Source organism: Brevibacillus sp. DP1.3A, assembly GCF_013284245.2.
GTDB lineage: Bacteria > Bacillota > Bacilli > Brevibacillales > Brevibacillaceae > Brevibacillus.
Genome location: NZ_CP085876.1, coordinates 4617438 through 4630232, shown reverse-complemented (window position 1 = coordinate 4630232; position 12795 = coordinate 4617438). Strand labels below are relative to the sequence as shown.

The following is a 12795-nucleotide window of genomic DNA, read 5'->3' as shown; positions in this document are numbered from 1 at the left end:
CGTCGTGTTATTTGGTATATTCCATGACTTCAAAGGATTGAATCTTGCTGAAAGCTACATAGTCTTTTCGAGAGGCAAAGGGCCCCTTGTTAAAGTCCTTATCGAACATATATGTTTCTTTACCACGTCCGTCTGCACGGCCATTATACCAGTTGATAAAGTCTTGTACTTCTGATGCAGTTAATTCAAACTCCTTCTCAAGACCACTGATCATCTTGATAACCAACAGTGCTCTGTCCCCGGTAATGGGATCAACAGGATCGGTATTGCCTAATGGGGTTAGAGCTACTTCATTCGAGTTTCTAATCTCATTATCTTCATTAACTGCTGTTACGATATAGTAGTATGTAATTCCTTTTTCAACGTCTTCATCAGTGTAAGTTGTATTTGTCACTGTGGCGATGGTTTCGTATGGCCCGCCAGCATTTGTAGAACGTTTTACATTATAGCTAGTTGCCCCATTAATTGAGTTCCAGGAAAGGACATTAGATAGATCATGTGTATTACCACTAAGAACTAAATTATGGTCTTCCTCATATCCGAACATTTTTAACTCTCCAATATAAACGTAGCCTTTAAAGCCATTGTTTGCAGTAACACGAATCTGATATTTTTTGTAGGATTTTTCATTAGTAAACTGATAATTCCTAACCTCATTTATCTTCCAGTTTGTCTCGTTCTCTACAGTATGGAGAATGTTCCACGAGGTTCCGTCCCATCCCTCAAAAGTCCAGTTTTTAGCCATTTGAGTAACACCATTTGACCAATTCGGGGATTCTAAAGCGTATTTTACTACAGTTTTTTCTGTAGGAAATTCATATCCAAGAAGAAAAGGATTAAGTTTTAGATCACCCAGATCCCCACTTTGAGCGCCACCAGCATCTCCTGACGGATTTTCGCTATTTTCAATATTTAGCCCATCAAATGCACGCCATGCTTCATACTTACTAGAATACTGTGAATTTGAAAAGGCTGTTCCACTAGGTGCAGTATTACTTGTCATTTTAGGAATTAAATCTTTGGTGTATTGATCCTCCGCATGAACTATACTTTGCCCCAAAAATAAAACACAAAACATAAGTGCATAGCAAAAAAATTGTTTGTTGAACCATTTTGCCAAAATCATGATAATCCTCCTTTAATTATTAAAAATGGATAATAGATCAAATCACCTTTGAAATATATTACAATTAGTTGGATTGAGCAAAACATTAAAAGGTATAAATTCAAATCAAAGGAATGCTCAGGGAAATGTTCATAAGGCGTTCAAAAAATAGATAACCCGTCCCTGTTTTATGAAGTGCACCCCTTAAAGTAGACATTGGAAAAACCCCTGCGGTTTACCGATGAAAACTTTAGGGGGTGTATTTTTATGCCAGCAAAGAAAGGGCAGAAGTTTAAGCATTATAGTGAAGAACTTAAGTTGCAAGCAATTCAGATGAGATTAAAGGGTGTTTCCAAACGGGTGATCATGGAAGAATTGAAAATTCATGATGAGGACCGACTAAAGGTCTGGATGCGGAAGTATAGGAAACTCGGAGAGTTTGGTCTTCTAGATCAACGTGGCCGTCGCGAAGAATACATAGATGCAAACAGATATATCGAAAAGTTAAAGCGGGAGAATAAGATGCTAAAAAAGTGCTTGGAAATCTGGATGCGGGAGGTGCAGTCCATAAGTATGCCGCAATCAAGAAAGCAGCAGGAGAATACACCATCAGTGAGCTCTGTAAGCTGTTTGGCGTCTCAAGAAGTGGATACTACGCATACTTAAAACGCCAAGGAATAGATCGGGACAAGTCTATGAAAGATTTAGTCCAGGCTGTGTATAAGAAGTACCACGGTAAATATGGGTATAGACAAATCCAACTATTTCTCCTGCAAGATCATGGGGTGTGGGTCAATCATAAGAAGGTACTACGTCTCATGCAAGAAATGGGGCTCCGTTCTCGAATACGTCGCAAGTATCGTTATCACCTTGCTTCATCGGTTGGGGGGCGAGTTGCCCAAAATATTCTACAGCGTAATTTCAAAGCAGATGTGCCCAATCAAAAGTGGGTAACGGACGTCACACAGTATCGTGTCTCGGATACTTGGCTCTACCTGTCTGCTATTAAAGATTTGTTTAATAACGAAATCGTGGCCTATCACATGGATGTTCGCAACGACAATCAATTGGTCCTACGGACCTTTGAGAAAGCTTTTGAAAAGACGAAAGACGTGACTGGACTGATCGTTCACAGCGATCAAGGATTCCAATACACGTCCTACGCTTACCACGACATGCTGCCAAAGGTTGGCGCCCAAATCAGCATGTCTAGAAGAGGCAACTGTTATGACAATGCCTCGATGGAGAGCTTCTTCTCGCATCTTAAAACGGAAGGGCTCTATCCTTATGATATCCGAAGTATCGATGAGGCACAAAGGCGAATCGAGAAGTACATTGACTTCTACAACAAAAATCGCCCGCAGAGAAAATTAAAAAAGCTGACGCCTGTTGAATTCAGACGCCAGCTAGTGGCCTAACGGCCCGGGTTTTTCTTACTGTCCACTAAACGGGGCCTTGACCATTAAGGAGACGGGATTTTCAATTTACTGCACTACTTTTGACAAGCCGTTCGCGCATATCTTCTCGACAGGAGGGGATGAACGGTGCATGTAAAGATTATACCGGGAAGTTCTGCTGACAGTATTCGTTCCGCCTGTTATCATTATTTATTAAGCAAGTACAGGAGGGAGAAGCCTTATGATCGGAATATATGCCAGGGTGAGTACAGAGGAACAGGCAAAGAGCGGATTCAGTCTCGACGATCAGTTAAGGGAATGCCGGAAAAAGGCAGCGACGAGTGAAGTTGCCGAGTACATAGATGATGTATCAGGCGAGTTCCTAGATCGGCCGGCTCTCTCAAGGCTAAGACAAGATGTGAAGGATGGAGTCATTACCAAGATCGTTTGTCTTGACCCAGATCGTTTATCACGGAAGCTTATGAATCAACTGCTTATTACAGATGAATTCGATAAACGTGGTATAGAGCTTGTGTTCGTGAATGGCGAATATGCGAAAACTCCTGAAGGTCAGCTCTTTTACAGTATGCGTGGAGCGATTGCTGAATTTGAGAAAGCAAAAATTAATGAGCGTATGAGTCGTGGAAGAAGAGAAAAGGCAAGACAAGGCCGCGTCCTCCGTGACTTTCAAATATATGGGTACAGTTATGATCCTGAGAAGGAACAGATTGTAATAAATGAAGCTGAGGCAGCAGTAGTACGACTTGTATTTGATCTGTTTACTCAGCCAAATGATCTTGTTGAAGGAATAAATGGAATTGCCGTTTACCTGACCAGCAAGGGGGTTCCTACAAAGCGTGGGGCGAGTGTATGGCATCGACAAGTGGTACGTCAGATGCTCTTGAATGAGGCATACGTGGGGAGGTTTTATCAGAATAAATGGAATACAGAAGGGATGCTTGGCAACCAGTTTCGGCAACCGGATGAGAAAGTCCGTATGACAATGCGCCCAAAAGAAGAATGGATATTACTGCCCTGCCCATCCATTATTGATGAAATGAAGTTTGAACATGCTCAACGACTACTAAAGGAATCTAGAAGAAGATGGGCGGGCCGAAGCTTCAACGAATATCTTTTAAGTGGTCTCGTCCGCTGCGGTACTTGCGGAAATACGATGCCTGGGAGAAAAGCGAAAAACTGGGGTCAGGATGTTTTTGAGTACACCGACGTTAAGAACACTGCGGGTGCAAAAAACAAGGGCTGCGGTCGTCGAATCAAATGCACACAGCTGGATAATGAAGTTTGGGAAACCGTTGCAAACTGGTTGAATAATCCTGACGAGATTGCGGCAGCAATGGAAGATAAAGTGGAAACTCCATTCGAGCAAGTGGAGTTGGAACGATTGCAAAAGGATCTCGAAAAAACAAAAGCGGGTCGCAAGAGATTACTTAAATTGTTTGCTTCCGGCGAAGAAGATATTGGTGAAGAAGATATTCGCCAAGAGTTGAAAGAACTGAAGGAGAAGGAAGATAAAATAAATCAGCGTTTAAGTGAGTTGACAGAACAAACGAAACTGCAAATTAATCATGAGTATAGCCGCAACTTGATCCAGGAAGCTGCTGAATATTATTTATCGAAGGCACAGGATGAGCTAACCTTTGAGGATAAAAAAGAGCTGATTCGTCATGTGGTAAGGGAAGTAAGGGTATTTGAAGAAAGCGTGGAGATATACACGTTCTAAGTTTGTCTATGCAACCCTTTTGACATTTGGATTGAAATCCTCATGCATCTAAGAAGTCTGAAAAAAACCAAAAAAGACGTATCCTTGCACGACCCAATCGGGACGGATAAAGAAGGCAATGAAATTACCTTAATCGACGTCCTTGGCACTGAAACCGACGAAGTGGTCGACGCAGTACAGCTCAAGCTGGAGTCCAATAAAATTTACCAGCACATTCACATCCTTGATGAGCGCGAAAAAGAGGTCATCATCGGCAGATTTGGGCTTGATCAGGACAAAGAAAAGACACAGCGCGAAATTGCGCGTGAGCTGGGCATTTCTCGTTCGTATGTATCCCGTATCGAAAAGCGAGCGTTAATGAAGTTGTTTAATGAGTTTTATCGGACGAAACAGCCGCAGAATCGGTAGTTTGTTCGTAGCGGAGGACACTATTTTGAGGGGAATTACAAAAGTTTACACAACAAGTGTTTTTAATGGTTAGAATTCACACTCGTAAAATACAGACAAATAAATAGGATGAAGCCACTCGGATGCCGGGTGGCTTTTCTATTTGCTTGCTGATCAAGAGGCTCTTATTGGATCAGTCAAAGCGCAGGGGGAAGGGGTAATTGTACGAATCAAAAGAATGGAGGACCAAAAGAAATGAGCAAGGGCGGCGGTTATGTAATTTGTTTGCCGCTATCTTGTTCCTGTGTAGTATGGATGGAAACGTCTCACAAGAGCAGATCAGAGGCGATCACGGCAGTTGGGATGCAAGTTGTCGCCGTCTTTCAGTGAAGAACAAACGATGCTACTGGTGAGCAATCAATGGCAGAAGGGACAGAAAAGCAGCGTGTCAGGAAGCCAGGTTGATCGGTTAGCCTGGAGGTACTGCTATATATTTTGCCCATGAATACATTTTTCTGCTTTCGAAGTCAGAACGATACTACTACGACAAAGATGCCATCAAGGAACCAGGCGTACAGGACGAGTGGGCAAACGGATTTCGGGGCGGTGCCTACACAGAAGGCAGTAAATTTGGCAATCAGGCAGGGGTAAGAGGAAAACACGTGGCAACTTCAAGATTCCTGCAGGGTGGGATACAGAGCCGGCATCTCACGGTACGATCCACAGAACAGGACGTTTAAGGGCAAATTCATTCGCAGAGAGTCGTATTCAGAAAGAAACAGCTCAGATGAACATATTCGAATTTGGAACTTAACACGATGTGTAATTTGAAAAGAGGTACTGAGTAGCACCTCTTCCTCCTAATCTTTTGCAATCAAGTAAAAAGATATTCTTCTTTGCAAATTGGATTGATTGAAAATAGTCATATGCCACAAATTCACATCTAAAGGAAGGCTCTCCATAGCATAAAGTGGGGCGTAATCTGATACACCATATCCAGCACTGATTACCTTCCTGTTCCCCGCATTAATTCTAACAACTAAATATTCATCGTTATTTATAGACAAGCCTTCCCACACATAACGATGAAATCCGTTTCCTAAATCGTTATGTGTCGTTATGTCAAATGTACTTAACTCGACCCCTCTTCGCTGTGACACAAGTTGAAAATAAGACATCGGCACTTGGTAACCTAAATCAGTTTGATATTCATACACGCAAGCTCAACTCCTCCTAATTTCTTACAGTTACAGGATATTACCTAAAAATTGTTAGGTGATTGACTTAATTTTTTCGGGCTTTAACCAAGTAAGGATATTCTCAAGTAATTTGGCTTTTAACTAAATTGTTAGGGAGGAAAGATGGATGTCGAGGACAACTAACTGCCGATATTGCGGGCACAACATCGACGTGGCGATTGCTCTTCACAACACTTGCACGCCAGACGTTTGCGACAATTCCGCAATCGAACAGATGGCTAAGCGTAGGAAGGAACAAGAACACGTCATCAACATGCTGGCAACGAAGGTGATGGGATGGGAAAAGCATGAAGTAGAGCTTGATCTAACCGATGGAGGGACGAAAAAGTTCTTTGACTCTTGGCGGAAGAATGGAAAAGAGGTTGCAACTCACTGGCAGTCACTCTACAACATAGCCGATGCGTGGATGATTGTTGATAGATTCAAGAACGAGTCAGATGCATACATCAGATTTACATTCGAATCTCATGTTCCACCACTCATATTCGCTATTGATCCAGCGGTCATTTGTGAAGCAGCCAAAAGGACGATTGAAGCGATTGAGACGCGTGCTTAACACAACGGTAATTTTGTTAAGAAGGAAGAGACTTTCAGTAATGAAAAAAATACACCCCTGGATATCCCAAGGGTGCGTTAATGGAATTTCTGCATTTACATGATCATGAAGCACCAGAAATGGCTAAAACATATCGACTTGGAAAGCATCCCAGACCGTTGCTCCTTTGGTATCAGTGGCTGTGATTGTCACTGTAACGATACCCATTTGACTGGGAAATCTAGAAATTTGTACGATTCCCGATGCATCTACAGTGGCTGTAGCTGTACTTCCATCAATAGAGGAAACCGAGAAGGTCAAAGGTTCTCCATCCGGGTCGGAAAAATTCCCTGCCACGTTAACAGTGATCATAGGTATCAGAGGGTGCATTATTTGATCCGGAATGGGACTAACTACTACAGGTGGTCGATTGCTATTCTCGACTTATCCCCTTCTCTTAGTAAGGGTTTTCATTCGAGCCTACACCGTGCGGGCGACTTTCATCGCACACGGCGTTCCATCGACGGATAAAAAGGATATTTACAACGGGCAACATTAGATTAAAATGCATTGAGATTTCAAGTCAACTAACCAAAGTTAGTAATTTACGAGTTTTTGAACAGAGTCTGCAGTAATTAACACAACAGTAATTGAGGAAAATGGACTCAATTACCTACTCAAGACAAAACAAAAACCGACTGTCTCCAGTGAGTTGAAATTTTTTGTATTCCGACTTATGTTAAAAGACTGCTTTTCTCAACAGGCCAAGCTGCCGCTTCCAACAAATGTTACGCACCATTGTGTCATATTAGGCTCGTGCAAGTCTGGTTTCTCATGAGGATACACAATGTGTATTCAGAAGATGGAGGGAAAAGGTAAATGCAGCACTTAAAAGACATTCGTTAATTGTTAATCGCTATTGATTGTAACTAGAATGCGAGCGACATCCAGACATTCAGCGAACGGACGATTATAAATTTCGTCATCGAAGTATTCGATGAAAATGCTTTCTACATGTTTGGCCAACTCTTCAGGGGTGCTGTAGTTAGATTGAAGAAGTTTAATAATCTCATTTATTTCAAATCGGTAATGATCGTGTTCGGGATCTATACCAACTAACCCAATCGGGTCCCATCGATCAATAATGTTTTTTACTTTAGCGTAAATCAATTGCTTCACCTCAAAATTTGTCAGTCAAAATACAATACCATAAATAAGGACCGACTTTAACTCATTAGTTATTTAGTAAAAAGAGACCCCTAGGATTTCCTAAGGGTTCGTCGATGGAAACTACTCAATAACTTTAAAAATGAAACTATAAGATACTTCACCACTAATTCCATCACTCGCTGTAATAGTACCAGTAGTTTGGCCTGCTTTTAATGCGGTGAAGTTAGCATAACCAGTTGAACTGTCAATGGATACTTGAGCAATACTACTGTCACTTAGAGTAATGGAATAAGTTAGAGGATCATCGTCGGGATCCCTAATAGAATCCGAAAACGCGTGTAGTCCATTCGGGAATCTCAAAGTTAATTGGAAAACATCGAGTTGCTTGATAATTTTTGGTTTGTGATTGCTATTCTCGACTTATTTCCTTCTGTTTGTGAGGGTTTTTGTTCGAGCCTACACCGTGCAGGCGACTTTCATCGCACACGGCGTTCCATCAACGGAAAAAGGTGAAAAATTACAACGGGCTATATCAGTATATATAACACTACTGAACAAAAGCTAAACAAATTTACAAAACACACGATTTGTACAAACGTAGTCCAAGCGATAAAAATAACCCCCGGACTATCCCCGAGGGCCGTTGATGGATTACATTACTGTTTGAGTAATAACATTTGATTCGCCTTCGTTCTTACCACCTGTAATGACAACCTTAAATAGATAGGTTTTTCCTGCCTCTAACTGAGCAGCACGTACAGAATGCATGGGAATCCCATTAGAGGAGCCGGATTTAATCCCTAATGGCAGGTAAGCATCCTCCCAAGTTTCTCCATTGTCCGTAGACTGTAAGACTTTCTCAGATGCGGCGTCCTGTGGGGCGGTATAGTAAAAATCAACAAATCTTCCATGAGACACATGCCAACCAGACCCAGAAATTACAACATCATTAATTGGTTTCGTTTCGCTATTCTCGTCTTATTCCCTTCACTAATCGAAGGTATTCGAACGAGCCTACACCGTGCGGGCGACTTTCATCGCACACGGCGTTCCATCAACGGATAAGAAAGTTTTTACAACGGGCAACTTTAACATAGGTCACATATTCAAATCTGTCTTCTAACTAAAGTTAACCCATTTAGTGGCAGCTTTAGAACTGAACCCAGTTAAACACAACATTACTTGTGAATACAGGCTAGGGAGGAAATGAACAAGGTTGGCTTATCGAGGAACGAAGGGGAATTTAGATATGGACACTTTAAGAACCCTAATACCGAGGAACAAACACGATTTGGAGAATGTGAAGAGACTAAAGGAGTTAGATCCGGTAGATTAGGGTCCCACTTAATTTTCAAGACACCATCCAAAGTACTGGACAAATGACTATAATGGCTATGGTAAGGATCCTCTATCAATGTTTGATCCCGGTACTTCCATGAATGATATTGAAAAGATCATTCAAGATGTAATTAACTACAAAAATAATCCTAAATGGATCACAGAGCAGCTTGATGAGGATAAATTTAGCAAAAAAGCATATAGAGGTAAATCCGACGGTGATGAATATAAGTTAGTAATAGAAGACGGTAGTATTACCACTCTTTATCCATATGGTTGGAATGAAGTCGAAGATTAATATATAAGTAACTAAAGTAGCCCTGGTTTTTCCCCCTAGGGCTACTTCATTTTCCAACTAGGAAGATTGCCCCACTGGGTTTACACAAGACTGATGAAAGCTCCCTCGCGTACCACTATTTGTGATTTAATACATGTTGTATAAGCTTTTGTAATCGTGTAAAAATAAGGGTCTTCTTATAGGGGGTATTTATGAATAAACAACAAGTGTATGCTGCTGCCTCAATAATCGAATCAACCTACTATAAGTATCAACATACAAATTGGTTGAATTTTTCTATTAAAAATCAAACAATCGCACGAATTCATATCAAATTAGAAATACCGCTTATCGAAGCCAAAACAATATACCGTTTTGCTATAGAGAACAAAATTCCTAGGGTATGGTATGCACTGATAGAGAGAAGTGAAATATTCGAGTTCCCTTCGAAAGAACTTATACCTGAGGCAGTACGTTTTATCAGTGAAGATTCACTGAATGAAATTATTGCTAAAAGACTTCGACTAGATGAAATTGAGGTTTCAGAAGAGAGTGAGGATTGAGTATCCAGGTACATATAAAAACTACTACTGCAGTGTTTAATTCATCGCGAGCCTTTCATTTCAAGATACCAAAGGCACTTCCTCCACTCCCTCTATAGGTTGAGGAGGAAGTGCCTTTTACGAAGCAAAACAATTGGAAGCAAAACAAAGGAAAACTGGGAACCATATGCACGATGTGGGGCGTTGTTAAATGGATCGATCAGAACAGCAGGAGAATTAAGCTTGTGACCGATGAAGATAGCCAGTGGATATCTATGGATCATATAACGGCTGTAAAAGCGGATTATGGAGGACTCTATGGCAAAGTCAGCTACACCAAAACGTCCTACAAGAGATGAATTTGAATTAGAGGAGTTAGGGAATCAACTCGTTGAAGCAAAAGAAGATGGTGATGAAAGGGCATTGACTGTTTGGGGAATGCCTGAGAAAATCCGCGGGCGGATCACTTTACTTGACTCGCGAACAAGGCTAGTTCATGTAGAGGAAAACGGAACAACACGGAAAATACCATTCTTGGACATTATGAAGGTGAGTTACGAATAGAGGTACATAAGAAGATCGAGGATATGGTAAGGCGATGACTGAACAGAAAAAAAGCGGTAGCTAGGATGAGAATGACGTCCTAGAATGCCGCTTGTCTTACCTCATTATTCTACTATCGAACCCCGTAGTTTAACGTAGGCTGCCGATTACCAGCTGCTTCTTTTTGTGTTTATTGCACAATCGACTCCTGTTAATTCAGTATAGTTCATAAGGAATCAATATTTAATAAACGTCTGTATTTTTCTTCTCTTTCTATTTTCAGCCTATTCCTGTCTACATTACATAAGAGATCTAATCTCATCTTTGATGAAAAACCTGTCTCTTCAAGTACGTTTAATTCTACATTAAAAACCCAACTACTCACATTAAGGCTAGATGAGGTGGAGTGTTCGATTAGACCTGGCTCCTGCTCTGAATCTACTTGAATAAAAGAACCATCTTCAAGAAAGAATTTATAACTTAGTCCATAAGCTAATATACCTAGTACCTCGCCCAAATCACTATGAGATATCTTAACGACCTCAGCAAGCACTTCCTTATCTTCAGTAGAAGCGAAACCATTTGCAAATCCTGTTCCATTGTTATTAAGATAAAAAAAGTCTTTATCACCTACGATGATCGGTTGGTCAAGGTCGTACCAATAAGGTTCCCATTTCAATTCCAATGTTAAGCCCCCTTCAAGATAATATTAAACTATCCTGCCCGTTAGTTTAACGTTGCTGACGAAGTAATTACCAATTAATATTTCACGACTGATTGATACAATTATATCGGTGATGCTATATAGGGTACCTCCGGCATAACGCCGAATTACCTTGATTGACAACTATTGCTTTAAAAAAGGAAAACGCCTCGAATAATCGGGGCGTTTTTTGTATGTATAGATTATTTTACTGAATCCTTTAGTTCTTTACCTGGTTTAAACGCAGGCATCTTACTCGCAGCGATTTCAATTTCTTCTCCAGTTTGAGGATTACGACCCTTTCGAGCAGCTCGCTCCCGCACTTCAAAATTTCCGAATCCAATAAGGGATACTTTGTCCCCTTCTTTTAGCGCATCTGCAATAGCATCTAATATAGCATCTACCGCTTTTGTAGCATCTTTCTTAGTTAATTCTGTGGTTTCAGCGACTCTTGTAACCAGTTCAGTCTTATTCATGAAAACACCCTTTCCTCAAGATATCCTCATTTTACTAGAAAAATAGAGGAAATGTAAGTGCTTGGGGAACATTTGTTTGTGGTGACCATGCTTAGTAGCCTGAAAAATGATATGTCCGAATGCATTCAAGAAATAACTGACCCGTCCCTGTTATTGAAGTGCACCCCCTAAAGTTCATCGGTAAACCACAGGGGTTTTTCCAATGTCTACTTTAAGGGGTGCACTTCATTTTAGGAGACGGGTTTATGTATCCCATATCGAACAGCGAGCGTTAATCGCTAATCTGTTGTTCCCAGGTACGCACCAATAGCAATTGCCCGAAAGATACACTTTGCAAAAAGTGACAATCTTACGGGCGAATTTTCGCTACCTTGCGTGTGTAAGGGATACCTCAAAGGCATCTAAAATCTCTAGAAAATGCGAGGCTTCTCTAAATACATGGTCAGCGAGCAATGGGGGGATTATGCTCTTAATTTTGCATTCCTCAATTAGATCACGAGCTGTTTTTTTGAAGTCACGCAATTGACGGACGGATACGCGATTTTGATCGACAAATTGATTCAGTAGCGGTTGCGTTTGAGACTGGGGGCGCATGGAATCAAGATCCTGAGCTTGGAACAATAATTGATCAAAATCATGACTAAACTCTCTAGCTTGATCCACTAGCTTTCTTTCGGAAGGATCGAGCAAATGGTTAATAAATTTCGCATGGTCAGCCATGATTCGTAGGAAGAAGACATTTTCATTAATCACCGCATCAGGTAAGGGATCAAGGTTTCCTGTATTCAGTTGTTCTAATCGATTTCGAAAATAGTTGGCTTCCCTGCTCACGTGATCGACCAACAGCGGAAAGTTGTTACCACCGATCTTGCAACGAATAATGAGTCCGAGTACTTTGCGTTTAAAGGCCCAAATATAGGAAACGGCATTGTGAACGATTTGATTAAATTCATAGATTCGTTGAGGGTCTACGTCAGAAGAAAAGGCAAGTGCTTGGCTTTCAATTTCTTCAAAAATGCTGTAAAAGCGATTCGCTTCTTCAATTAATTTTGTGTCTTCGCAGTTAAAGCCCAATTTGAGAAACAGGGAGTGTTCTTTCATGATGCGAGACCAAAAACGTATTTCCTCTAATGATCGTTCAACAAATACATTTGTCATGTAGTACCTCCGCATAAGGATTTGGGCAGATCATAGCCCATTTTCCACTTTTGATCACACATGATGTATGTCTATGCGTTTACCCAGTTTCGTGAATGGGCATGAGCACAGAATCCACATAAGAACGAAGCCCATTTCTTCATACGATTGTCTCGGGCGTTCAT

15 protein-coding genes and 2 pseudogenes are annotated in these 12795 nt (G+C 41.0%); 10 read left to right on the top strand and 7 right to left on the bottom strand.

Going from position 1 to position 12795, the window contains the following annotated elements:
• Positions 1-7: 7 nt before the first annotated feature.
• Positions 8-1126, bottom strand: coding sequence for a fibronectin type III domain-containing protein (locus HP399_RS21140; RefSeq protein ID WP_228088308.1), 1119 nt, complete (start codon positions 1124-1126; stop codon positions 8-10).
• Between the two features lie 246 nt (positions 1127-1372).
• Here HP399_RS21140 and HP399_RS21135 point away from each other — a divergent pair, with 246 nt between their 5' ends.
• From HP399_RS21135 to HP399_RS21115, 5 genes and pseudogenes are all read left to right on the top strand, one after another.
• Entirely contained in the window at positions 1373-1771 is a 399-nt protein-coding gene (locus tag HP399_RS21135; RefSeq protein WP_228088307.1) for a helix-turn-helix domain-containing protein, read from the top strand.
• Positions 1687-2523: an IS3 family transposase gene (locus tag HP399_RS21130; protein ID WP_228088537.1), complete on the top strand. Its 837-nt coding sequence runs from the start codon at positions 1687-1689 to the stop codon at positions 2521-2523. The genes HP399_RS21135 and HP399_RS21130 overlap by 85 nt, the downstream gene beginning before the upstream one ends.
• Positions 2524-2649: 126 nt before the next feature.
• Positions 2650-2847 carry a hypothetical protein gene (locus HP399_RS21125; protein ID WP_228088579.1) on the top strand — a complete coding sequence of 66 codons (198 nt, stop codon included), beginning with the start codon at positions 2650-2652 and terminating at the stop codon, positions 2845-2847.
• The gene (locus HP399_RS21120) at positions 2765-4243 is read left to right on the top strand and encodes a recombinase family protein (protein WP_228088567.1); all 1479 of its coding nucleotides are present in this window, start codon (positions 2765-2767) and stop codon (positions 4241-4243) included. Before HP399_RS21125 ends, HP399_RS21120 begins: the two co-directional genes overlap by 83 nt.
• Before the next feature lie 33 nt (positions 4244-4276).
• Positions 4277-4651 (top strand): annotated as a pseudogene (locus HP399_RS21115) (sigma-70 family RNA polymerase sigma factor); the annotation flags it as partial.
• Between the two features lie 839 nt (positions 4652-5490).
• On the opposite strand, the gene HP399_RS21110 reads toward HP399_RS21115, so the two are convergent.
• Positions 5491-5847 (bottom strand): hypothetical protein, encoded by a 357-nt coding sequence (locus HP399_RS21110; protein ID WP_173621489.1) that lies wholly within the window; start codon positions 5845-5847, stop codon positions 5491-5493.
• A 148-nt stretch (positions 5848-5995) separates the two neighbouring features.
• Here HP399_RS21110 and HP399_RS21105 point away from each other — a divergent pair, with 148 nt between their 5' ends.
• Positions 5996-6445 carry a hypothetical protein gene (locus tag HP399_RS21105; RefSeq protein WP_228088305.1) on the top strand — a complete coding sequence of 150 codons (450 nt, stop codon included), beginning with the start codon at positions 5996-5998 and terminating at the stop codon, positions 6443-6445.
• A gap of 123 nt (positions 6446-6568) precedes the next feature.
• Here the strand turns inward: HP399_RS21105 and HP399_RS31185 are convergent.
• Both HP399_RS31185 and HP399_RS31180 read right to left on the bottom strand, forming a co-directional pair.
• Positions 6569-6856 (bottom strand): annotated as a pseudogene (locus HP399_RS31185) (Ig-like domain-containing protein); the annotation flags it as partial.
• A gap of 477 nt (positions 6857-7333) precedes the next feature.
• The gene (locus tag HP399_RS31180) at positions 7334-7603 is read right to left on the bottom strand and encodes a DUF1871 family protein (RefSeq protein ID WP_370642524.1); all 270 of its coding nucleotides are present in this window, start codon (positions 7601-7603) and stop codon (positions 7334-7336) included.
• A 1405-nt stretch (positions 7604-9008) separates the two neighbouring features.
• Here HP399_RS31180 and HP399_RS21100 point away from each other — a divergent pair.
• From HP399_RS21100 to HP399_RS21085, 4 genes are all read left to right on the top strand, one after another.
• Positions 9009-9230: a hypothetical protein gene (locus HP399_RS21100; RefSeq protein ID WP_173621491.1), complete on the top strand. Its 222-nt coding sequence runs from the start codon at positions 9009-9011 to the stop codon at positions 9228-9230.
• A gap of 191 nt (positions 9231-9421) precedes the next feature.
• Positions 9422-9772 (top strand): hypothetical protein, encoded by a 351-nt coding sequence (locus HP399_RS21095; RefSeq protein ID WP_173621492.1) that lies wholly within the window; start codon positions 9422-9424, stop codon positions 9770-9772.
• A gap of 110 nt (positions 9773-9882) precedes the next feature.
• Entirely contained in the window at positions 9883-10110 is a 228-nt protein-coding gene (locus HP399_RS21090) for a YolD-like family protein (RefSeq protein ID WP_228088303.1), read from the top strand.
• Entirely contained in the window at positions 10070-10315 is a 246-nt protein-coding gene (locus HP399_RS21085; protein WP_173621493.1) for a YolD-like family protein, read from the top strand. Before HP399_RS21090 ends, HP399_RS21085 begins: the two co-directional genes overlap by 41 nt.
• Before the next feature lie 205 nt (positions 10316-10520).
• On the opposite strand, the gene HP399_RS21080 is transcribed toward HP399_RS21085, so the two are convergent.
• The 3 genes from HP399_RS21080 to HP399_RS21070 all read right to left on the bottom strand — a co-directional run bounded on the left by HP399_RS21080 (position 10521) and on the right by HP399_RS21070 (position 12631).
• A complete protein-coding gene (locus tag HP399_RS21080; RefSeq protein ID WP_173621494.1) occupies positions 10521-10979 on the bottom strand; it encodes a hypothetical protein in 459 nt (152 codons plus the stop codon).
• A 221-nt stretch (positions 10980-11200) separates the two neighbouring features.
• The gene (locus HP399_RS21075; protein WP_173621504.1) at positions 11201-11473 is read right to left on the bottom strand and encodes an HU family DNA-binding protein; all 273 of its coding nucleotides are present in this window, start codon (positions 11471-11473) and stop codon (positions 11201-11203) included.
• 366 nt (positions 11474-11839) lie between these two features.
• The gene (locus HP399_RS21070) at positions 11840-12631 is read right to left on the bottom strand and encodes a DUF2935 domain-containing protein (RefSeq protein WP_173620614.1); all 792 of its coding nucleotides are present in this window, start codon (positions 12629-12631) and stop codon (positions 11840-11842) included.
• Between the last annotated feature and the right edge of the window lie 164 nt (positions 12632-12795).